This is a genomic window from Zhouia amylolytica AD3 (assembly GCF_000511935.2).
Classification (GTDB): Bacteria; Bacteroidota; Bacteroidia; order Flavobacteriales; family Flavobacteriaceae; genus Zhouia; species Zhouia amylolytica.
The window spans coordinates 172,142-194,207 of sequence record NZ_AYXY01000023.1; the positions used below are offsets into that span (position 1 = coordinate 172,142).

21 protein-coding genes and 1 tRNA gene are annotated in these 22,066 nt (G+C 37.1%); 12 read left to right on the forward strand and 10 right to left on the reverse strand.

The features are described from left to right. The first annotated feature begins 19 nt into the window (after positions 1-19). The 11 genes from rplM (at position 20) to P278_RS11565 (ending at position 13,391) form a co-directional block, all read left to right on the forward strand. Entirely contained in the window at positions 20-475 is a 456-nt protein-coding gene (rplM, locus tag P278_RS11515) for a 50S ribosomal protein L13 (RefSeq protein WP_038266856.1), read from the forward strand. Next, positions 476-862: a 30S ribosomal protein S9 gene (gene rpsI, locus P278_RS11520; RefSeq protein WP_038266859.1), complete on the forward strand. Its 387-nt coding sequence runs from the start codon at positions 476-478 to the stop codon at positions 860-862. 159 nt (positions 863-1,021) lie between these two features. Then, entirely contained in the window at positions 1,022-1,807 is a 786-nt protein-coding gene (gene rpsB, locus P278_RS11525) for a 30S ribosomal protein S2 (protein WP_038266862.1), read from the forward strand. Positions 1,808-1,902: 95 nt separating this feature from the next. Further along, complete coding sequence (gene tsf, locus P278_RS11530; RefSeq protein WP_038266865.1) at positions 1,903-2,727, forward strand: translation elongation factor Ts; 825 nt, start codon at positions 1,903-1,905, stop codon at positions 2,725-2,727. Between the two features lie 249 nt (positions 2,728-2,976). Further along, positions 2,977-3,684, forward strand: coding sequence for a UMP kinase (gene pyrH, locus P278_RS11535; RefSeq protein WP_038267913.1), 708 nt, complete (start codon positions 2,977-2,979; stop codon positions 3,682-3,684). Between the two features lie 36 nt (positions 3,685-3,720). Continuing rightward, positions 3,721-4,275 (forward strand): ribosome recycling factor, encoded by a 555-nt coding sequence (gene frr, locus P278_RS11540; protein ID WP_038266868.1) that lies wholly within the window; start codon positions 3,721-3,723, stop codon positions 4,273-4,275. A 96-nt stretch (positions 4,276-4,371) separates the two neighbouring features. Further along, positions 4,372-6,894: a DUF5686 family protein gene (locus P278_RS11545; RefSeq protein ID WP_038266871.1), complete on the forward strand. Its 2,523-nt coding sequence runs from the start codon at positions 4,372-4,374 to the stop codon at positions 6,892-6,894. A gap of 143 nt (positions 6,895-7,037) precedes the next feature. Continuing rightward, the gene (locus P278_RS11550; protein WP_038266874.1) at positions 7,038-9,437 is read left to right on the forward strand and encodes an efflux RND transporter permease subunit; all 2,400 of its coding nucleotides are present in this window, start codon (positions 7,038-7,040) and stop codon (positions 9,435-9,437) included. Between the two features lie 245 nt (positions 9,438-9,682). Further along, a complete protein-coding gene (gene asnS / locus P278_RS11555; protein WP_038266877.1) occupies positions 9,683-11,116 on the forward strand; it encodes an asparagine--tRNA ligase in 1,434 nt (477 codons plus the stop codon). 206 nt (positions 11,117-11,322) lie between these two features. After that, positions 11,323-12,786 (forward strand): RNA polymerase factor sigma-54, encoded by a 1,464-nt coding sequence (rpoN, locus tag P278_RS11560; protein WP_038266880.1) that lies wholly within the window; start codon positions 11,323-11,325, stop codon positions 12,784-12,786. Beyond that, positions 12,786-13,391, forward strand: a complete 606-nt coding sequence (locus tag P278_RS11565) for a hypothetical protein (RefSeq protein WP_038266883.1) — start codon at positions 12,786-12,788, stop codon at positions 13,389-13,391. The genes rpoN and P278_RS11565 overlap by 1 nt, the downstream gene beginning before the upstream one ends. Here the strand turns inward: P278_RS11565 and P278_RS11570 are convergent. From P278_RS11570 to P278_RS11610, 9 genes are all read right to left on the reverse strand, one after another. Continuing rightward, positions 13,386-14,081, reverse strand: a complete 696-nt coding sequence (locus P278_RS11570) for a porin family protein (RefSeq protein WP_038266886.1) — start codon at positions 14,079-14,081, stop codon at positions 13,386-13,388. The two genes, P278_RS11565 and P278_RS11570, sit on opposite strands and share 6 nt — an antisense overlap. A 110-nt stretch (positions 14,082-14,191) precedes the next feature. Further along, complete coding sequence (locus tag P278_RS11575) at positions 14,192-14,668, reverse strand: ExbD/TolR family protein (RefSeq protein ID WP_038266888.1); 477 nt, start codon at positions 14,666-14,668, stop codon at positions 14,192-14,194. Between the two features lie 13 nt (positions 14,669-14,681). Then, a complete protein-coding gene (locus P278_RS11580; protein ID WP_038266889.1) occupies positions 14,682-15,305 on the reverse strand; it encodes an ExbD/TolR family protein in 624 nt (207 codons plus the stop codon). A 2-nt stretch (positions 15,306-15,307) separates the two neighbouring features. Continuing rightward, positions 15,308-15,733: a hypothetical protein gene (locus P278_RS11585; RefSeq protein ID WP_038266892.1), complete on the reverse strand. Its 426-nt coding sequence runs from the start codon at positions 15,731-15,733 to the stop codon at positions 15,308-15,310. Between the two features lie 18 nt (positions 15,734-15,751). Continuing rightward, positions 15,752-16,549, reverse strand: a complete 798-nt coding sequence (locus tag P278_RS11590) for a MotA/TolQ/ExbB proton channel family protein (protein WP_038266895.1) — start codon at positions 16,547-16,549, stop codon at positions 15,752-15,754. A gap of 74 nt (positions 16,550-16,623) precedes the next feature. Beyond that, positions 16,624-16,711: transfer RNA gene (locus tag P278_RS11595), tRNA-Ser, on the reverse strand. A 69-nt stretch (positions 16,712-16,780) separates the two neighbouring features. Then, on the reverse strand, positions 16,781-17,806 hold the full coding sequence (locus P278_RS11600; RefSeq protein WP_038266898.1) for an asparaginase: 1,026 nt from the start codon (positions 17,804-17,806) through the stop codon (positions 16,781-16,783). 62 nt (positions 17,807-17,868) lie between these two features. Continuing rightward, positions 17,869-18,996: a 1-acyl-sn-glycerol-3-phosphate acyltransferase gene (locus tag P278_RS11605; RefSeq protein WP_038266900.1), complete on the reverse strand. Its 1,128-nt coding sequence runs from the start codon at positions 18,994-18,996 to the stop codon at positions 17,869-17,871. 50 nt (positions 18,997-19,046) lie between these two features. Next, positions 19,047-19,814: a TatD family hydrolase gene (locus tag P278_RS11610; RefSeq protein ID WP_038266903.1), complete on the reverse strand. Its 768-nt coding sequence runs from the start codon at positions 19,812-19,814 to the stop codon at positions 19,047-19,049. A gap of 78 nt (positions 19,815-19,892) precedes the next feature. Here P278_RS11610 and P278_RS11615 point away from each other — a divergent pair, with 78 nt between their 5' ends. Then, positions 19,893-20,339: a retropepsin-like aspartic protease family protein gene (locus tag P278_RS11615; RefSeq protein WP_038266906.1), complete on the forward strand. Its 447-nt coding sequence runs from the start codon at positions 19,893-19,895 to the stop codon at positions 20,337-20,339. 499 nt (positions 20,340-20,838) lie between these two features. Here the strand turns inward: P278_RS11615 and odhB are convergent, their stop codons facing one another. After that, complete coding sequence (gene odhB / locus P278_RS11620) at positions 20,839-22,056, reverse strand: 2-oxoglutarate dehydrogenase complex dihydrolipoyllysine-residue succinyltransferase (protein ID WP_038266908.1); 1,218 nt, start codon at positions 22,054-22,056, stop codon at positions 20,839-20,841. Positions 22,057-22,066: the final 10 nt, after the last annotated feature.

The window sequence follows — 22,066 nt, forward strand, 5'->3', positions numbered from 1 at the left end:
ATTTTTAAATAGAGTAAGTGTGGATACATTAAGCTACAAAACTATTTCGGCTAACAAGGCTACCGTTGATAAGCAATGGGTACTTGTTGATGCTGAAGGACAGACGTTAGGCCGTCTTGCTTCGAAAGTAGCCAAACTTTTAAGAGGTAAGTACAAACCTAGCTACACACCGCACGTTGATTGTGGAGACAACGTTGTAATCATCAACGCTGACAAAATCAACTTAACAGGAAACAAGTGGGACGACAAAACTTATGTTCGTCATACAGGTTATCCGGGTGGACAGAGAACTCAGACTGCAAACGAACTTTACAAAAAGAATCCTGCAGCTATAGTTGAAAAGTCAATTAAAGGAATGTTACCTAAAAACAAATTAGGTGCTGATTTATTCCGTAATTTAAAAGTGTACGCTGGTGCTGAGCATGCTCAAGAAGCTCAAAAGCCAACTGCAATTAACTTAAACGATCTTAAGTAAATGGAAATTATTCACAAAATCGGTAGAAGAAAAACAGCCGTTGCACGTGTATACGTTTCTTCAGGAAATGGAAACGTTACCATCAACAAAAAAGAACTTAACGACTACTTTCCTACTGCTACATTACAATACAAAGTATTGCAGCCATTCAATTTAACTGAAACTGTAGATACTTATGATGTAAAGGTTAATGTATACGGTGGTGGGGTAAATGGTCAGGCAGAAGCTATTCGTTTAGCGATCTCCAGAGCACTTTGCGAAGTAGATGCTGAGAACAGATCTGCACTTAAGCCAGAAGGATTATTAACAAGAGACCCAAGAATGGTAGAGCGTAAGAAATTCGGTCAGAAGAAAGCTCGTAAGAAATTCCAGTTCTCTAAGCGTTAATTTTTGGCTCATTTATTATTAATATTAAAAAAACAGTTGTCGTTGTCTTTGGCTTTAAGGGACCAAAGAAATTAGTTTAGCATCCAAATGATGAAGGCCGGGGATCATCTCGCCACTTCACATTGCTAAAACTCCAACGGAACGTAAACTATTACGAAAATGGCAAATAACATAGAAGTTAAAGATTTACTTGAAGCAGGTGTACACTTTGGACACCTTACAAGAAAGTGGAATCCAAACATGGCTCCTTACATTTATATGGAGCGTAATGGAATTCACGTAATTAATCTATATAAGACTGCTGCTAAAATTGACGAGGCTAACGAAGCACTTAAGAAAATTGCAGCTTCTGGTAGAAAAATTTTATTTGTTGCTACTAAAAAGCAAGCAAAAGACATCGTTGCTGAGAAAGCAGGTGGTGTAAACATGCCTTACATCACAGAAAGATGGCCAGGTGGTATGCTTACAAATTTTGTAACTATCAGAAAAGCAGTTAAGAAAATGACTGCTATTGACAAAATGAAGAAAGATGGGACATTCGATTCACTTTCTAAAAAAGAAAAATTACAAGTAGAGCGTTTAAGAGCTAAGTTAGACAAAAACTTAGGTTCAATTGCAGACATGACTCGCTTACCAGGTGCATTATTTATCGTTGATACAATGCGTGAGCATATCGCTGTTAAAGAAGCACAAAAATTAAACATTCCAATTTTTGCAATGGTTGATACGAATTCTGATCCAAGAGATGTAGATTTCGTTATACCATCTAACGATGACGCATCAAAGTCTATCGAAAGAGTATTGTCTTACACAACTGAAGCTATTGCTGAAGGTTTAGCACAGCGCAAAGCTGATAAAGAGGCTCATGCTGAAGCTAAGGAAGAGAAGAAAGCTAAAAAAGCTGAGAAGGAAGTAGCTGAAGAGACAAAAGAAGAAAACAAATAATAGTAACTTAAAATTGACATGTTGATTTGTTTACTCTGATCTCGTATTTTCGAGTAAACAAATCGGCTTCAATAATAATTAAAAGGAAAGTAAAGATGGCAAATATCACAGCCGCAGAAGTAAATAAATTAAGAAAAGCTACTGGTGCAGGTATGATGGACTGCAAAAAAGCATTAGTAGAGGCAGAAGGCGATTTTGACAAGGCTATTGAAATCCTTCGTAAGAAAGGTCAAAAAGTTGCTGCAAAAAGAGCTGACAGAGCTTCAACTGAAGGTGCTGTTATCGCTAAGGTAAACGACGACAAAACATCAGGTGTTGTTGTTTCTCTTAACTGTGAAACTGATTTCGTTGCTAAGAACGATAGCTTTGTTACTTTAGCAAATGATCTAGCAGAATTAGCTCTTGGTTTTGACAACTTAGAGGCATTATTAGCTGCTGATTACAACGGTCTAACTGTAGCTGACAAGCTTACTGAACAAACTGGTGTAATTGGAGAGAAAATCGAAATCGGTGCTTTCAAAAAATTAAGCGCTCCTTTTGTTGGTTCATATATCCACGCTGGTAACAAGATTGCTACTATAGTAGGTCTTTCTGCTAATGTTGACGGTGCTGAAGAAGCTGCAAAGAATGTAGCTATGCAAGCTGCTGCTATGAACCCGGTTGCACTTAATGAAGAAGGTGTTGACCAGGAAACTATTGACAAAGAAATTGAAATCGCTAAAGATCAATTACGTCAAGAAGGTAAGCCTGAAGCAATGTTAGATAAAATTGCTGAAGGTAAATTGAAGCGTTTCTTTAAAGACAACACTTTAATAAACCAAGATTTCATTAAAGATTCTAAACAAAGCGTTGCTGGTTATGTTAAGTCTGTAAACGGAGATTTAACTGTTACAGCTTTCGAACGTGTTGCTTTAGGTTAATCTAATCTCACAATATTTAAAAAACCGCTCTATAACTGGAGCGGTTTTTTTATACCCTATTAATGCAATTAATAGCATAAAAAAGCTATAAGTACAATTCAAAAAGGAACCGCCACACCACACCAAAAAAAACAAGAACATATTTTAACGCATAGTTGGAAGCATTTTAGTTCTCACTTCATGAGCAAAAAATTATTTTCATTACTTTTGCTACGATTTAATTTGAAACTTCAGAACGCAACTAAAAACATGAAATACAAAAGAATTCTTCTTAAATTAAGTGGAGAAGCTTTAATGGGGGATCGCCAATACGGTATCGATCCGAAAAGATTAGCCAATTACGCTTCAGAAATTAAACAAGTTACCGATAAAGGCATTGAGGTTGCTGTAGTGATTGGTGGAGGAAATATCTTTAGAGGTGTTGCTGGAGCAAGTAATGGCATGGACCGCGTGCAAGGAGATCACATGGGAATGCTCGCTACGGTCATCAATGGCCTGGCACTTCAAAGCGCACTAGAGGATGAGGGCATACAGACCCGTCTTCAATCGGCTGTTCAAATAAACGAGGTCGCGGAACCATTCATTAGAAGACGCGCAATAAGACACCTTGAGAAAGGGCGTGTTGTAATTTTTGGAGGTGGAACGGGAAATCCGTATTTTACAACAGATTCAGCTGCAGTATTGAGAGCTATAGAGATCGGTGCTGATGTTATATTGAAAGGAACACGAGTAGATGGAATTTACACTGCAGATCCTGAAAAGGATGAAAACGCTACAAAGTTTGACAACATTACTTTTGACGATGTACTGAAGAAAGGGCTCAAAGTGATGGACACCACAGCGTTTACATTAAGCCAGGAAAACGAATTACCTATAATTGTCTTTGATATGAATACGCCGGGCAACCTGTTAAAAGTAGTTTCCGGAGACAATATCGGGACTAAAGTAAATTTATAAGATTACAAAAAGCTTACTATATAAAAACAATCTGTTATGAACGAAGAGATAGATTTTATCCTTGACGCTGCTAAAGAATCTATGGAGGGTTCAATAGAGCATCTCAAAAAAGAGTTGGCAAATATTCGTGCCGGTAAAGCTAGTCCAGCGATGGTAAGTAGTGTTATGGTTGATTATTATGGAACAATGACTCCATTAAATCAAGTAGCTAACGTAAACACTCCAGACGGTCGTACAATATCTATTCAACCATGGGAGAAAAACATGCTACAACCTATAGAAAAAGCAATTATTGTTGCTAACTTAGGCTTTAATCCAATGAATAATGGAGACATGGTTATTATCAATGTACCTCCTTTAACGGAAGAACGTCGTAAAGAGCTTGTAAAGCAAACTAAATCGGAGGCTGAAGATGCACGTGTTTCTATTAGAAACGCACGTCAGGATGCTAATAAAGACATCAAAAAACTGGATGCTTCTGAAGATTTGAAAGGCAACGCCGAAATAGACGTACAAAGTCTTACAGATACCTACACTCAAAAGGTAGAAGAAATTATGGAAGCCAAGGAAAAAGAGATCATGACAGTATAAAATAGCTACTTTATATTTTTTTTATAAAAGCGACTTCTATAGTCGCTTTTATTTTTTGTAACATTACGCATTCAAAAAAGGAACCGGATTGTATCGATGAAAAAAGTCTTCTTTATCATTCTCTTTTTGCATTGCTCCTTTGGCATTGGGCAGGTGATTATCAATGGGGTAATTAAAGACGCCAATGCTAATCAGGGACTCTCATACGCTTCCATCCGGACCCCGTCTGGAATGCATACAGTATCGAATTCAAATGGCACCTTTCAAATTGAAGTGCCCCAAGACAATGCCAAGCTCCTGGTTAATTATCCTGGTTATAACCCTAAAACAATCGTGGTTGACAGTAAACAGGAATTCCATGAAATCCTGCTGATAAAAGAGGATAAAGGCTTTAAAGAAGCATTTAGACAATCTACTCATGATGGGAATGAAATTATCCGAAAAGCGATCGCCAACAAGTCAAAGAATGACCCTGAACGTTCCCTTGAATCTTTTTCACTTAAGAACTACAATAAAGTCATTGCCACAGCAGACCCTTCAGACATTGATGGACAAATTGATTCTGTATTCATCAAAAAAAGAAAAGGCCTTAAATACAGAACTATTGATTCTACCGGATATAAATTAAAAAGACAATTAAACACCTCTCATCTTTTTATCACGGAAAAGGTGTCGTCTATAACATTCAACCAGGAAGACGGCAGACACGAAACCATTTTAGGCAGCAAAGTCTCCGGGTTTGAAAAGCCGGTATATGAAGTTTTGGGACTTAAGATTCAGTCATTCTCTTTTTACCACAACAAGTACACTCTATTTGGGACGGATTACACAAGTCCGCTTTCTGAGAAGGCTTTAAAAAAATACAGTTACCGGATCTTAGACACGATCACCACCAATAAAAACCCTGCATACCTGATACATTTCTATGCTAAAAAAAGCAGAAAGTCTGCAACTCCTGAAGGCTTGTTATATATTGATATAAACACCTATGCTATCCAAAAAGGCATCATTGAGCTAAAAGGCATCATTAACATTACGGCTTCTCAGGAATTCAGGTATGACCCAGAAGAAAAAGTCTGGTTTCCGGATCGAAAAGAGGTTCAGATCGCTAAGGGAAGCAGTAAGAATACGGTGAATTTATTTGGTGGCGTTTTGCAACTAACCGAGCAATCGGAGAAAGAAATCGACACCACAAAGACCAAACACACCAACTACTTTGATGCTTCTGAGGTGATAAAAATTAGCATAGAGGATCAAAATTATGACATCTCTTTAAACACTCCTGTCGTAAAAAACAATACGAAATTCCGAATTGAAGTCGACGAAAAGGCCACCAACCAAACTGAAGCGTTTTGGACCACCAATCGCACTGAGCCTATAACTATTAAAGAAAGGAATGCATATCCGTATGCCGACAGTATTACAAAAGCCAAAAAAGCAGAACGCAAAATAAAATTAATCCGCAAATTACTTGTTGGGTATTTTCCACTTGGTCCTTTTGATCTGGACACCAAGTCGGTTATAAAATATAATAATTACGAAGGCTTCAGGCTTGGGGCAGGACTTACCACCAATAATAAATTCTCTAACATATTACGGTTTAATACCTACGGTGCTTTTGGCACCAAAGACCAGGATTTCAAATACGGACTTGGAGGGGCCGTAAGGCTACACAAAAACACCTCTATGTGGTTAGGTTTCGATTACATCGATGACCTGGTAGAGACCGGTAGTACTTCATTTATCACCGACACCAGGGCATTTGCCATATTTGAACCGAGGTTGTTTAATATTTCCATGTTTCAAAACAGTAAACGGATAGCCACTCATTTAACGTATGACTTCAATCCCCGGATCAGCTCAAAGATCAGGCTGCAAAAGGCGGATATCATCCCTAAATACAACTACAGTTACCTCAATGAGGGAATGGCCTTTGAAACATATAAAATTACAACCGCAACTTTCGGAATTCAATGGACTCCCTACAGTCGATATATGTTAACCTCTGAGGGTAAAAAGACGATCAAAAATTCATTTCCGCAATTTTCATTGCAATACACCCAGGCAGTTAAAGGACTTCTGGACGGGTACTTTACTTTTAGCAAATTAGACTTCAAGGCAACCTATAAGTTAACTCCTTTAGATAAAGGAAGAACTAATTTCCTGATAAATGCCGGCCTGGGGTTAGGAGATATTCCGCTAACACATTTATACCAAACGGCCCCAAACCAACCAGATGGCACAACTGTTCTTCAGCGGTTCTCTGTGGGAGGTGGCGACAGTTTTGAAACTATGTTTTTTAATGAATTCTTTTCAGACAAATATTTCTCATTACAGGCTAAACATTATTTCAAGAGAACTAAAATCATCGGAAAATTACGTCCTGAATTTGGTATAGCCTCTCGATTTGCTATTGGTGATATTAAGGACAGTGAGAACCATCAGTCGATAGCATTTAACTCCTTAAACAGGGGGTATATGGAATCGGGCTTTGAAATAAACAGAATCCTAAAAGGTTTTGGATTAAGTTTCATGTATAGACACGGTGCCTATCACCTTCCAAGGTTTGAAGATAATGTATCACTTAAGTTCACCTATTATTTCAGCTTCGGATTCTAGGCAGCTTCATTTGCATTTTCTACCTTTGCCCCACTAAAATTTAAAAGAAACAAGTAGTTTAAAGTAATGTTGCTCTGAATTTTACAAGTTTGTTGAAAAGAAACTAAGCTACTATTATTAATTCATTCAAAGAAAAATCATAGATGGTCACCTGGATCAACACTAATTTCTGGGCACGTGTTGCAAGAATTATTTTGAGAAATCGCATTTTGATACTAGCTATAATTGCGGGTATCACGGTCTTTTTAGGCATGCAGTGGAAGCACATGCGATTCACCTATACCGAAGCTAACCTTCTTCCTGATGATCATCCTGTTAACCTGGAATACAATAAGTTTCTCGACACATTTGGAGAAGAAGGGAATCTGATAGTTATTGCCATCAAAGACTCCACGCTTTTTACTCCTGAAAACTTTAATCATTGGAACAGGTTGAGCAAACAGCTCCAGGCTAAACCAGAAATATCTTTGGTTATATCAACGGACAACCTACAGGAACTTGTTAAAAACACCGACAAACAAGCGTTTGAATTAGAACCTCTGATTAAAGGAAAACTAGAAAAACAGTCGGAAGTAGACACCATTAAAAAGGAATTATTCACGAAGCTTCCTTTTTATGAAAGCTTACTATTAAATCCAGAAACACAAACGCTTAGAACGGCGATCTATTTAGACAAGGAGATTGTAAACACTTCCGTTCGAAAAGATTTTATTTTCGACGATTTTATTCCTTTAATTCAGGAATTTGAAAAAGAGACCGGGCTAAAAGTTCACAGCTCGGGAATGCCTTATATCAGAACGCTCAATTCTCAACACATCATTGATGAAATCGGGCTGTTTATATTAGCGGCTTTGGGGGTTACCTCCCTTATATTCTTTTTCTTTTTTCGGTCTTTCAGGGCTACTTTCATATCGATGGTCGTTGTGTTGATTGGCGTGATGTGGGCCTTTGGTATTCTTGGTTTACTTCATTATGAAATTACTGTTTTAACGGCTTTAATTCCACCATTAATTATTGTAATTGGAATTCCTAATTGTATATTCCTCATCAACAAATACCAACAAGAGGTAAAGAAGCACGGGAATCAAGCTAAATCGCTTCAGCGGGTTATCTCGAAAGTAGGTAATGCTACTTTAATGACCAATGCAACGACTGCTGCTGGTTTTGCCACCTTTATAGTAACCGAAAGTAAAATTCTGAAAGAATTTGGATTGGTTGCCTCTATCAACATCATGGCGATATTTATTTTATCGTTGTTGATCATCCCTATTATTTACAGCTTTATGAGACTTCCTAAAACGAAGCACCTCAAACATCTAAATAAAAGATGGATCGGCAAATTTGTAGGATGGATGGAAAACAGTGTAAGAAACCACAGGATTGCAGTCTATGCTGTAGCTGTTGGTTTGCTTACAGCGAGTATTATTGGTATCTACCAGATCAGAATTTCCGGTAGTTTGATTGAAGACATGCCAAAAGATGCGGCATTTTTTGACGATATTCGTTTTTTTGAAAAAGAATTCGACGGCATCATGCCTGTGGAAATAATGGTCGACACTAAACGTCCGAATGGCGTTATGAAACTATCCACCTTAAAAAGGATGGAACGTCTTGAAGAGTTAATTGATGAGATTCCTGAACTTTCTAAGCCTATTTCAGTTACCAATTTAGTGAAATACTTTAAGCAAGCTTATTACAACGGGAATCCTAATTATTATCAACTCCCTACCAGTCAGGAGAATACTTTTATACTTCAATATGCGAGAAATTCATCAGGAGAATCTGACGTATTGAGCAATTTTGTTGATTCAACGGGTCAGGTTGCCCGTATCACTACCTTCATGAAGGATATTGGAACGGACAAAATGGAAGGCATCGAAGAGGATCTTTGGAAGAAGATCGATAAAGAATTACCGGCAGAGCGCTATGATGTAACCATTACCGGAAAGGCATTGGTTTTTATGAAAGGGACTAAATATTTGGTGAAAAACCTAATTATTTCTTTACTACTAGCCATTTTATTAATTTCGATTTTTATGGCTTATATGTTTCGATCTTTCAGGATGATTTTAATTTCCTTAATCCCTAACTTATTGCCATTATTGATAACTGCGGGAACTATGGGATATCTTGGGGTTCCTATTAAACCTTCTACCATTTTAGTATTCAGTATTGCCTTTGGTATTTCGGTTGATGACACTATTCACTTCCTGGCGAAGTACAGACAAGAATTGGCTGCTAATAACTGGAAGATTCAAAAATCTGTTTATAATGCGCTAAGGGAAACGGGGGTAAGTATGTTCTACACCTCAATAGTGTTATTTTTCGGTTTCTCTGTGTTTATGATCAGTAGTTTTGGAGGTACTAAAGCCTTAGGTGGATTGGTTTCTATGACCTTACTTTTTGCCATGCTTTCGAACCTGGTATTATTACCAGCTCTTTTACTATCCTTAGAACGCAGTATTGCAAATAAAAAGGTACTTAAAAAACCTGCCTTTGATGTATTAACCGAGGGAAAGACTAAAGGGAAGAACCGCCTATAAAAAACAAAGTCTGCCGGAATAAATCCCGAACAGACTTTTTAAGGTTCCCCCAAACCTCGATTCCTAATACCTTTAAAAAGGCACCAAGCAAATAATTGATTAATAGCAATTCAAAGATATGACTACTTTGAATTTTAGATAAGGGTGTTTTTCCCCTTTATACGAAGAAATTAAAGTAAACATCATTTAATAAGTAGTCTGAAAACTTTTATCTTTGCTCACCGAATTTCAATTTGAAAATCAATATGAAGGCGTATAGCGTTAAAGAACTATTAGAAGGAGACAAAATCCTACAAGAGGTCATTGTTAAAGGATGGGTTAGAACATTTAGAAGCAATCGCTTTATTGCTTTGAACGATGGCTCAACTATTAAAAACATACAATGTGTTGTTGACTTTGAGAATTTAGACGAAGAAGATTTAAAAAAGATCAGCACAGGAGCAGCCATAGAGTTAAAGGGGACCCTTGTTGAAAGTATGGGTAGGGGTCAGACTGTTGAAGTACAAGTGAATGAACTTGAAATCTTAGGTGCTTCCGATCCTGAAACATATCCAATTCAACCGAAGAAACACTCTATGGAGTTTCTAAGGGAAAATGCTCATTTACGTGTTCGTACCAATACCTTTAGCGCTGTAATGCGTGTACGCAATGCTTTATCGTTTGCTATTCATCAGTATTTTCAACAAAATGGATTCAACTACGTTCATACTCCTATTATAACAGGTTCGGATGCTGAAGGAGCCGGAGAAATGTTTAGGGTATCTACTTTGGATGCTAAAAATCCACCCTTATCTGAAGATGGTCAGGTAGATTACAAGGAAGATTTCTTTGGAAAAGAAACTAACTTAACGGTTTCCGGTCAGTTAGAGGCTGAAGCATATGCAATGGCTTTAGGCAAAGTTTATACATTCGGTCCAACGTTCCGGGCAGAAAACTCGAACACATCACGTCACCTTGCGGAATTCTGGATGGTGGAACCTGAGGTAGCCTTCATGGATCTTGACGGCAACATGGATTTAGCTGAGGATTTCATCAAATTTGTACTTCAGTATGTTTTGGACAACTGTCAGGATGATCTCGAATTTCTGGAGCAAAGATTATTGGACGAAGAAAAATCAAAGCCACAAAAAGAGCGCAGTGAAATGAAGTTAACGGAAAAGATCCGTTTTGTTTTAGAGAACAACTTTAAACGTGTTAGCTACACTGAGGCTATTGATATTTTAAAGAATTCAAAACCTAATAAAAAGAAAAAATTCCAATACTTAATCGAAGAATGGGGAGCTGATCTTCAGAGTGAACACGAGCGTTTCTTAGTAGAGAAACACTTCAAGTGCCCTGTGATTCTGTTTGATTATCCTGCTAAGATTAAAGCTTTCTATATGCGTCTTAACGAGGATGAAAAAACGGTAAGAGCAATGGACATCTTATTCCCTGGCATTGGAGAAATTGTAGGTGGATCACAACGTGAAGAACGTTTGGATGTTCTAAAACAAAAAGTTGCTGACCTTGGAATAGACGAAAAGGAACTTTGGTGGTATTTAGATCTTAGAAAATATGGATCTGCCGTACATAGTGGTTTTGGATTAGGGTTTGAGAGGCTTGTGCTTTTCACAACTGGTATGACTAATATTAGAGATGTAATTCCTTTCCCGAGAACTCCTCAGAGTGCAGAATTTTAACATCTGATCAAATTATATAAAAAAGGCCTGCTTGTTTAAGCAGGCCTTTTTTAATTGAAGGCTTCAAAGCCTTTGCCACAAGGCGTTTAAGAAGTTTGGCACCATAATTGTAAAAAGTAATAAAATAGAGATCGTCTTTATAGTTAATTTAAGAGCGAATTCCCTCTATATTCATTATTTTTGTTTAAGTAAACGTACTATTTTTTATGCTAAAGCAGCAACTACAATTTAAATTATCGCAAAAACTATCGCCTCAACAAATTCAATTAATGAAGCTGATACAATTGCCTACGCAAGCATTTGAACAGCGATTGAAACAAGAATTGGAAGAGAACCCTGCCTTGGAGAGTGGTCGTGAAGAAACTTCTGAATACGATGATTTAGATGACAACTACGAAGATCAGTACGAGGATGATTATGATCAGGACAATACGAAAGATGAGATCGATATTGATGAGTATTTAAGTGATGATGAAATTCCTGAATATCGTCTTCAGGCTAATAACTATAGTTCTGACGATGATGAAAAAAAAGTACCATATGCTGCCGGCACTACATTTCATCAATATTTAATCAATCAGCTGCACACTATTTCATTGGGCGAAGAAGACATGGCTATTGCCGAATTCTTAATTGGCAGTATTGATGATAGTGGCTATATAAGAAGGTCTATACCTGATATTGTAGATGACCTTGCATTTACCCAAAGTATTTTTACCGAAGAAAAAGAGGTCGAGAGAATTTTAAAGATTGTTCAGGAGATAGATCCTGCAGGTGTTGGTGCTCAAAATTTACAGGAATGTCTTCTTATTCAATTAAAAAGAAAGGATAAAAACGCGAAGGTAGAACTCGCCATTGATATCCTGGAAAATTCTTTTGATAAATTCACCAAGAAGCACTATAAAAAGCTGATTCAAAAGCACAATATAACTGAAGAAGAACTCAAAGTGGCCATTCATGAGATTGAAAGGCTTAACCCTAAACCAGGAGGAGCATATTCAGGCAACAATAAAATAATTGAACACATTACCCCGGATTTCACCATCAGAATTATCGATGGAGGTTTGGAACTTACGCTTAATGGCAGAAACGCACCTCAATTGCATGTTTCCAGAGAATATAACAACATGCTGAAAGGATATAAAGAGGCGAAGGATAAAACAAAATCCAGCAAGGATGCTGTGCAATTTATTAAACAAAAACTCGATGCCGCAAAATGGTTTATCGACGCTATTAAACAAAGACAAGAAACGCTACTGGTGACTATGAATGCCATCATGCATATTCAGGAGGAATATTTTTTAACCGGAGATGAGCGTAAATTAAAACCAATGATATTAAAAGACATTGCTGATCAAATAGACATGGATGTCTCTACAGTATCACGTGTGGCAAATAGTAAATATGTAGACACTCCTTACGGTACGATTTTAATTAAGGATCTTTTTTCCGAATCGGTAAAAAATGAAGAGGGAGAAGATGTATCTACACGACAAATTAAAAAGATATTAGAGACTGTAATAGAGGAAGAAAATAAAAGAAAACCTATTACAGACGAAGGCCTGGCAGGGATTTTAAAAGAAAAAGGATTCCCTATAGCCCGAAGAACCGTAGCGAAATACAGAGAACAATTAAACATCCCTGTCGCCCGCTTAAGAAAAGAGATTTAATGCAAAAAATAGCCAAAGTATTAAGCTTTATATTTCATCCATTATTTACTCCTATAGCCGGGACCATTATCTTTTTTATTATAACTCCTAAATATACACCGCCGGAAATTATTCGGCCTATATTCCTGTCCATTCTGATTATCTCCGTTTTTATTCCAATTGTACTGCTCCTACTATTTAAAAATCTTGGGTGGATAAGTTCTATATATCTGGACAAGGTAGAAGAACGAAAAATTCCTATTTACGCTTATATAGCCTTAAACTATATCATTATTTTAAAGGTTATACCTTTTAATCTCTACGAAGAGCTTTATTACTTCCTGGTTGGTATCGTAGGGGCTTTAGTAGCCTGTGTAATCCTGGTTTATTTTAAATTCAAGGCTAGCCTTCACTTAATGGCCATTAGCAGCTTAACGACCTTTATAATCGGTCTGGCGTTTCATTATGAAATAAACATCACTTTCGCCATAGCTACTCTAATTTTTTTAATGGGATTAATTGCTTCTGCACGGATGTACCTGAGAACACATAATATGCAGGAAATGATCGTGGGTTTTATTATCGGCTTTATCCCTCAACTGATAACCTTTAACTCCTGGTTATAATATATAGAAGATCAAACCCAAATGGAGTACATTCATGGCTATGGGTTCGCCTTCCGAAGTTATAGCATTATCAAACAAATCATTCAACTGATATTGCACATAAACATTCCAGGTATTATATCCTACACTTAAGTAGGCCCCATATTGAAGCTTATTCACATCAGGATTATCAAAAGATATATGTGATTCTTCATCTATATACCGCGATCGGTTCGCAAAGGCATATCTAATTTTTAAACCTGTATGAACGCGCCAAAAACTATGTGTTTGAGTGTCGGAGGTACGGAATCTCAGCTCTAACGGAAAATCGATGGAGTGAGATTCAATTTTGTTCCGTTTAAAATCTACAGAATCGGGTATTCGATCATACAATACCACACCATTCTCTTTATAAGCCATTAAGTTTTCGTAGAATGAATTTACGGCATAACCCAACCCCACTCCTAGGGCGATATTTCTTTTTTGGTTTAAAGGAATATCTTTAATAAAACCAAAGTGCAAGCCGTACGACAAACTACTTTGTTTAATCCCTTCTGGTTTATTTAACAAAGCATTGTACCCTATCCCTATGTAAAACTGATCTTCTAAATACTTGGTATCGGGAGCTCTATTGAGCAGGGAATCGAGTTCCTGAGCATGGGAAGACACCACATTAAATAAAATAAAAAACAAAATTACAGGACATCTCATGTGCGATACTTTAAGCGAATATAAAAGTATAACTAAAACATTATTATTAAAAATAATAAAAGCGCTTCTATTACTAGAAGCGCTTTTATTAAGTTAAAAAGAAATTCAATTTAGTTCTGTGAAGCCTCTCCAACACGGGTTGTATAGTTAATCTTTAAAGCATTAACATCTCTAAGTTGTTGCTTTATATCAGATATAAGTCCCATATTGGTTTCCTTGTCAACTTTTAGAGCCGTAGTAAGAACGTTCTGAATTTCAGGACGTCTACCTGCTCTTTCTTCCAAGATATATGCACCTACATCCTTTACATCTCTCAACTGGTCATTTAACTGCACTTTAGCAGCACTACCATAGGTTGCACGGTATCTTTCATGAGGCTTACCGGCATAGATGTAAATGATCCGGTCTTTTTTATCAAGCTTCTGCACCTGATCTGCATAAGGCAATTCGTTAATTACCTTAAGCTCGCTATCCTTCATTGTAGTTACTGTCATAAAGAAGAACAACAACATGAATACGATATCTGGCAATGAAGCCGTGGAAACCGGAGGCAATTCGCCTTTCTTTTTCTTTGTGAATTTAGCCATAATACCTCAGTTTTTAATTTGTTTTGTTAGGCTCAGCTTCTGATAATTTCTGAGGATAAGCCTCCTTAATATCGTCTAGCATCTTTTTAAGCCTATCTTTTACATTTTCCTCGGTTTGAGGGTCATCATACTCCTCTTGCATTTGAACATAGTTCATATTTGCATTAGGATACTTAGCTAATGTGTAACGGTTACGCAAATCATTATAGGCAGCTACCAATTCATTTTGTACTGCAATATAAGTCCCGTACTTTGTTTCACGGTCATTCTGTAATGAAATGATCGCCTTAGTAGGGTTATCAGATGATTCTGGATCTTTGGCACCTTTACAATATGAACAAGCATCAGTCCCAGTTCCTCCACCATTGTCCAAGAACTTCATTGCGGCCTCGCGTAAGTCCTTCAATTCCATTGGCTGTTCTTCTACAAGTAATTGTCCATTTTTATTCACAACTACCTGAAAGATGTTCTTCTGTTTAATAATCGGTGGGTCAACCTGATCCTCCGCTGGCGGTAACTTTCTGTTGATACCACTATCTGTCTCAATGGTAGTTGTTACCAGGAAAAAGATAAGTAGCAAGAAAGCAATATCTGCCATAGAGCCCGCGTTAACTTCCGGTATTGCTCTTTTTGCCATAATTATCTAACTTTTTTAAATCCGGAAAAGACCATAGAAAGAACCGCTAAACCTCCCAAAATATAAAAGGCTATCAAACCAGCACCAACAGTTTTGGAAGCGCTTTCTGAAGTCTCTATACCTCTTTCAGCCATTTTGGTTAAATCTACATCTGTACCACTAGAAACAGCATAGCTAATTACAACGATCAAGGCAAAAACTCCAATAGATATTAACGCCTTCTTTAGCTTACTCGGGTGAGTAACTAAATTACCAACTGTAAATAACAATGCTACAATAGCAGCCAGAATGGTCATATACTTTCCTAAGTTAATCATTATATCAATCGTACTAGAGCTACCTGGATCATCGGTACGGGCAATTGTAACCCATAGCACTACTCCAACTACTCCTAGTATTATTGCAAGTATTTTTGCTATTTTATACATAAATAGAGTCTTTAAAAATTATTTTTTATGTGCTGCAAGCATGTCTATCAAAGTAATAGACGAATCTTCCATATCGTTAACTAAAGTATCGATTTTAGCGATAATATAGTTATAGAATATTTGAAGGATAATTGCAACGATAAGACCGAATACTGTTGTTAATAATGCTACCTGAATATCACCTGCAATTAACGATGCATCAAGGTTACCAACAGCAGCAATTTTTTCGAATGCCTGAATCATACCAATAACTGTTCCCATGAAACCAAGCATTGGAGCAATTGCGATAAATAAAGACAACCAAGAAACGTTCTTTTCTAAAAGACCCATTTGAACACCTCCGTAAGCAACAACAGATTTTTCTGCCATCTCTACTCCTTCAGCTGATCTATCTAAACCTTGATAGAATATTGAAGCTACAGGACCTCTTGTGTTTCTACATACCTCTTTTGCAGCTTCAACACCTCCTGAAGAAAGTGCATCTTCTACTTGCTGAGTAAGCTTTTTTGTGTTTGTTGTAGCCATGTTCAAGAATATAATTCTTTCGATTGCTACTGCAAGACCTAAAATTAAACAGAGTAATACTACTCCCATAAATCCTGCACCACCCTGGATAAATTTTTCTTTTAAAACCTGGTGGAATGTTTTTGATTCTTCAGCAGGGGCTTCATCTTGTACAAGAGCCGCAGCATCATCAATAGCAACAATTTCTGAAATGTTTTCAGCTACCGTAGGCTCAAGAGCCTTTGCATTGGCGTTTGTTGCGTTTAGAGCCAATAATCCAGCTATAGCTAGAATAGAGAATAATCTTTTCATTTTCTTTTAAACTTAATTTTGTTAGTTAATAGGGTTAAAGATAAAAAAATTATAATTAAATAATTAAACTACAGCAGAGAGGAAGGGATTCGAACCCTCGATACGGTTTTGCCGTATACACACTTTCCAGGCGTGCGCCTTCGACCACTCGGCCACCTCTCTGTATCCGTAACTTTTTAGGGTGCCTAAATAACAAATTTTTTTTTAGACCAAGAAATTAAATCTGGTTTTTTAACTCATTTCTCCCCTTAAAGATGTTTCAAATACTGTTTTGAATGTTTTTTTGTTAATTCCAGCGCCCAAAAGGTACATCAGTTTGGCAATCGCTGCCTCAGTTGTTATATCTTTTCCGCTGATTATGCCCAACTCCTGGAGGTGCACACTCGTCTCGTATTGCCCCATATTCACACTTCCTCCTGAGCACTGCGTTACATTTACAATAAACTTCCCGGCATCAACTGCCTTTTGTAACACTTTATAAAACCATTCTTCCGTCGGAGCATTCCCAGCCCCATACGTCTCAATAATTACAGCCTTAATATAATCGTTATTAATAATACATTCAAAGCTGTGTTCATTAATACCGGGAAATAACTTTATAACAGCTATCCTGGCATCGAGATCTTTTCGAACCACCAATTCTTTATTAGTGGGTTTCAATAAATATTCTTTATGTACTTTCAAATGCACACCACTTTCTGCTAAAGCCGGATAATTCAATGATGCAAAAGCTTGAAAATGCTCTGCATTAATTTTTGTGGTACGATTGGCTCGATATAATTTATATTCAAAATACAAACACACCTCCTTTATTACCGGTTGGTTATTTTCCATCAATGAAGCAATTTCTATTGATGTAATGAGGTTTTCTTTTGCGTCGGTCCTCAGATCTCCAATAGGCAATTGTGATCCTGTAAAAATTACAGGTTTCGAAAGGTTTTCAAGCATAAAGCTTAAGGCCGAAGCAGTGTAACTCATGGTATCACTTCCATGCAAAACCACAAAACCATCAAAAGCGGTATAATTATCTTCTATAATTTCTAAAATCCTTACCCATGAATCAGGATTCATATTGGAGGAATCCATAGGTTCTTCAAAAGATATGGTCGAGATATCACAATTTAAATGGGACAGCTCCGGGATGCGTTTCAAAAGCTTATCAAAATCGAAAGCTCTTAAAGCCCCGGTTTTATAGTCTTTGATCATCCCGATAGTACCTCCTGTATAAACCAGTAAAATATTGGGCTTCTTATTCATTTTAAATCTGAATTAAATGAATATACTTTTTAGATTTAATTGTTAAAAGCAGTCTGGCGAATTTAATCCAGACTCAACTTATTTTTTACGGGGTTAGCATACATTGCTAAAAAGTTCTGAAGTGCAACTGTATTATCCTTTTCCACCCTCCGTGCTATTCTTCTATCAAACTGACGCTTTTGCTTGTCAGAATATTCAGCACTAAAGCGATCCGTATTATTAAGCAAATCATAGGCCATATAATTGGATGGCCACAACTTATAATTCTTATGAATCTGTTCATCAATAACATCAGCCAGCATCTGATATTGTTTATTCAGTGTCTCTCCGCTATTTGCTATATCATCTAATTCATCACTTAATACATCTCCCACTGAAATATGAATGTGTTTCTTTTGACCCGTAGCTCCTTTTAATATAGAGTTAAAATCTTCATTATTTGACTTCACATACTCTTTATCATAATGCTTGGCCATCAATTCCGGCATCTTCAGCATATCTGTTGGATCATATTCGTATGATATTGAAACCGGAACAATTTTCAAATTCTTAAAATATTCCATCACATTCCCTTTTCCGGCAGCCAGACCTATCATTTTTAATACTCCCTGATGCGTAAGGTCATTACCATCTTTGGTTCTACCTTCTCGCTGAGCGATCCAAACGCTTCTTTTTTCATTTGTGACCAACTCCTTAATATATTCTGAAACCAACCTGGAACTTTGTAACATCTCTCTAGGTGTTAAACCGCGTCGAATAAGAAAGTTTCTATTCAACTTGGACAAAGCCATCAAAAATGGCTTTTGAACCAGGTTATCCCCGATGGCTGAAGCAGTCATTATTTGCTCATGCTCATAGAGGGCTACATTCAATAAAGATGTATCCAGAATAATATCTCTGTGATTAGAGATAAACAAATATGGTGTATCCGCATCTAATTTATCAAAACCACTGGTTGAAAAACCATCAGAACTCCGCCCTATGACATTTTTAACTGCGTAATAAATCACCTTTGTTTGAAAATCTCTTATGGAGTGACAGTTCAAAACTTCCTGTTGAATTTCATCAGCATCTTTATCAGGAAATGCAAAATGAAGCAATGCTTTTATCATAGGATGTGAATGAATTTGCTCTAAAGCAGTATTCACCTCACTATCTTTATACGGACGTATGTGGTCGAATTTCGTCAATGATTAGATTTTAGTTAAGCAAATGAACAAAATTTTGATGAGTTAATAAATTAAACACCAAAAACTTCTTTTGAATTCAAGGTCGTTTGTTCAACGATCTCCTCGAGTGATAAGCCATAAACATCTACAAGCTTCTCTGCAACATTCATTACATAGGCACTTTCATTACGCTTTCCTCTGTAAGGCGTTGGCGCTAAATATGGGGCATCAGTTTCTAAAACAATATGTTTTAAATCAATTTGATTTAAGAACTTGTCAATTTTACCATTTTTAAAAGTAACCACGCCTCCTATCCCGAGTTTCATATTATAGGATATGGCCTTATGTGCTTGCTCTAAAGTACCTGTAAAACAATGAAAAATTCCATACAGGTTATCATCTTTATGTGCTTCCAAAACTTCAAAAACTTCGTCAAAGGCATCACGACAATGAATTACAATTGGTAATTTATGCTTTTTGGCTAGTTCAATCTGTCTTCCGAAGGCCTCTTGTTGTTCTTTTAAAAATGATTTATCCCAATAAAGATCCACACCAATTTCTCCTACGGCATAAAACGTATGTTTTTCTAACATTTCCTCAACGTGCCTGATCTCCTCCTTATAATTCTCTTTTACATGGGTTGGATGCAAACCCATCATCAAAAACACATGTTCCGGATAATCAGCTTCGAGGCTTAACATTCGTTCTGTATAGGCCGAATCAATGGCCGGAATAAAAAATCGCTCTACACCTTGGTCGATAGCGCGATTTATCATTTCATCTCTGTCATCATCAAACGCTTCACTATATAAATGCGTATGGGTATCTGTTAAAATCATGGCGCAAAAGTAATAGATTATTAATAGCAACAAAACTTTAAAGATTCTTTCGGCTATATTTGCTGAAAATTAGAACCTATGCAAAGCCTTAAAAAGTTTTTAACCGAGAAAGGTTATCATAAAATACCCCTTGTATTAACGAAGACAAACCATTTTGAGGTGGTTGCTACTGTTAATTCAATTGAAGGCAGGTTTATCCTTGACACTGGAGCTTCAAGCACATGCATTGGTTTTGACTGCGTCGATCACTTCGATCTTTTTACCGAGGAATCTGAAATAAAAGCCGCGGGCGCAGGCGCCATAAATATGGTAACTCAAATATCCAAAAAGAACAAATTAGAGATTGGGGACTGGAAGTTAAAGAAGCTGAAAATTGTGCTTTTTGACCTGACTCATGTTAATTCTGCATTAACTCAACACGACGCTTTACCGGTTCATGGAATCATTGGAGCTGATGTTTTAAAAAGGGGAAAAGCAATTATTGATTATCAAAAAAAATCACTATATTTAAGAAAGAATAAGTAACCGATCATCAAATCTTCTTATGCCTCCCCAAAATGCATCTTGCATTGTCACGTTGTGACTTCTTATCAGTTATATACATCATTCTTGTTTAACCTTTAACAATAACAAAAGTTTTATTTTCATTTTACCTCTGTTTTAAAGAATTCAGAGTTCGAGAACCTTTACAGGATTTTAAATATCCTGGTGATAATAGGACCCTAATTTTTCCCTCCTCATATTAAGCCCTATTAAAAAGGGGAAAATCCCCGTTGATTACTGTCTTAGTAATCAGCACCTTTGAAGTGCTATTAATCAATAAACTAGAACGCAATGAAATCAAATACTCAGAAATTGAAATTAAACACCGACGATTCAGTTTTAGCTATATTAATTATCGCCTTGACGATTATCACATTTCTTTTAAACTTACTTCTCATTATTTCACTTTAAAAATTTGTTTTGGAATAAAAAAGCCCGGAAGTCTCCGGGCTTTTTTTATTAAATCATAATTGAAATCTACTTATAACTCCAATGCCTTTTTAGGGTCATTATCCATTAGAAGCTCTACCGGGTTCTCGATCGCTTCTTTTACAGCTACCAAGAAACCTACAGACTCACGTCCGTCAATGATTCTATGATCATATGACAGCGCCAGATACATCACCGGAGCGATTGCGATCTGACCGTCTTTTACTATCGGACGCTCCACTATGTTATGCATTCCTAAGATCCCACTTTGAGGAGGATTAATGATTGGTGTAGACAACATACTTCCAAACACTCCTCCATTAGAGATCGTAAAGGTACCTCCTGTCATTTCATCTACAGTAATTTTACCATCACGTGCTCTGATAGCCAACCTCTTTATTTCAGATTCAACACCTCTAAAACTAAGGTTTTCAGCATTTCTCATAACGGGCACCATTAAACCTTTAGGCCCGGAAACCGCTACTGATATGTCACAAAAATCATAACTCACCTTGTAATCACCATCGATCATTGAGTTCACGTCAGGATATAACTGTAATGCACGCACTACTGCTTTTGTAAAAAAGCTCATAAACCCTAATCCAACACCATGTTTTGCTTTGAAGTCTTCTTTATACTCACTTCTCAAGGCAAAAATAGCACTCATATCCACCTCATTAAAAGTGGTAAGCATGGCTGTTTCGTTCTTAGCAGAAACTAGTCTTTCGGCTACTTTTCTACGTAGCATCGAAAGTTTTTTACGAGATTCTCCTCGAGCTCCTCCACCAGGTGTTCCCATAGATGGTTTGGCTTTAATGGCATCCTCTTTAGTGATTCGACCATCTTTACCACTACCTTTAACCTGAGCAGGATTCAGGTCTTTTTCGGCTAATATTTTCTTCGCTGCAGGACTAGCTGTTCCTGTAGCATAGGTTTCTTTTTTAGGCGTATCGGCCTTTGGCGCTTCAGCCTTCACTTCTTCCTTAGCTTCTTCTTTAGGAGCTGTTGCACTCTCATCACCAGCAGGTTTTTCAGCTGATGTATCAATAAGACAAACAACTTCTCCAACTTGAACAGCATCACCTTCTTCCGCTTTTAAAGTAATGATACCACTTGCTTCAGCCGGCAGTTCTAAGGTTGCTTTATCAGAATCGACTTCGGCAATAGCCTGATCTTTTTCCACATAATCTCCATCATTCACCAACCACTCTGCTATTTCTACTTCTGTTATGGACTCGCCCGGAGACGGCACTTTCATTTCTAAAACCATTGTGTTTTAT

Bases quoted from the DNA above. Each gene is read 5' to 3' on its own strand.
- rpsB (WP_038266862.1), top strand. From the start codon at position 1,022: ATGGCAAATAACATAGAAGTTAAAGATTTACTTGAAGCAGGTGTACAC.
- pyrH (WP_038267913.1), top strand. From the start codon at position 2,977: ATGAAATACAAAAGAATTCTTCTTAAATTAAGTGGAGAAGCTTTAATG.
- rpoN (WP_038266880.1), top strand. From the start codon at position 11,323: ATGCTAAAGCAGCAACTACAATTTAAATTATCGCAAAAACTATCGCCT.
- P278_RS11600 (WP_038266898.1), bottom strand. From the start codon at position 17,806: ATGAATAAGAAGCCCAATATTTTACTGGTTTATACAGGAGGTACTATC.
- odhB (WP_038266908.1), bottom strand. From the start codon at position 22,056: ATGGTTTTAGAAATGAAAGTGCCGTCTCCGGGCGAGTCCATAACAGAA.
- P278_RS11585 (WP_038266892.1), bottom strand. From the start codon at position 15,733: ATGTATAAAATAGCAAAAATACTTGCAATAATACTAGGAGTAGTTGGA.
- P278_RS11590 (WP_038266895.1), bottom strand. From the start codon at position 16,549: ATGAAAAGATTATTCTCTATTCTAGCTATAGCTGGATTATTGGCTCTA.
- P278_RS11545 (WP_038266871.1), top strand. From the start codon at position 4,372: ATGAAAAAAGTCTTCTTTATCATTCTCTTTTTGCATTGCTCCTTTGGC.
- asnS (WP_038266877.1), top strand. From the start codon at position 9,683: ATGAAGGCGTATAGCGTTAAAGAACTATTAGAAGGAGACAAAATCCTA.
- frr (WP_038266868.1), top strand. From the start codon at position 3,721: ATGAACGAAGAGATAGATTTTATCCTTGACGCTGCTAAAGAATCTATG.
- P278_RS11570 (WP_038266886.1), bottom strand. From the start codon at position 14,081: ATGAGATGTCCTGTAATTTTGTTTTTTATTTTATTTAATGTGGTGTCT.
- P278_RS11580 (WP_038266889.1), bottom strand. From the start codon at position 15,305: ATGGCAAAAAGAGCAATACCGGAAGTTAACGCGGGCTCTATGGCAGAT.
- tsf (WP_038266865.1), top strand. From the start codon at position 1,903: ATGGCAAATATCACAGCCGCAGAAGTAAATAAATTAAGAAAAGCTACT.
- P278_RS11550 (WP_038266874.1), top strand. From the start codon at position 7,038: ATGGTCACCTGGATCAACACTAATTTCTGGGCACGTGTTGCAAGAATT.
- P278_RS11615 (WP_038266906.1), top strand. From the start codon at position 19,893: ATGCAAAGCCTTAAAAAGTTTTTAACCGAGAAAGGTTATCATAAAATA.
- P278_RS11575 (WP_038266888.1), bottom strand. From the start codon at position 14,668: ATGGCTAAATTCACAAAGAAAAAGAAAGGCGAATTGCCTCCGGTTTCC.
- rpsI (WP_038266859.1), top strand. From the start codon at position 476: ATGGAAATTATTCACAAAATCGGTAGAAGAAAAACAGCCGTTGCACGT.
- P278_RS11610 (WP_038266903.1), bottom strand. From the start codon at position 19,814: ATGATTTTAACAGATACCCATACGCATTTATATAGTGAAGCGTTTGAT.
- P278_RS11565 (WP_038266883.1), top strand. From the start codon at position 12,786: ATGCAAAAAATAGCCAAAGTATTAAGCTTTATATTTCATCCATTATTT.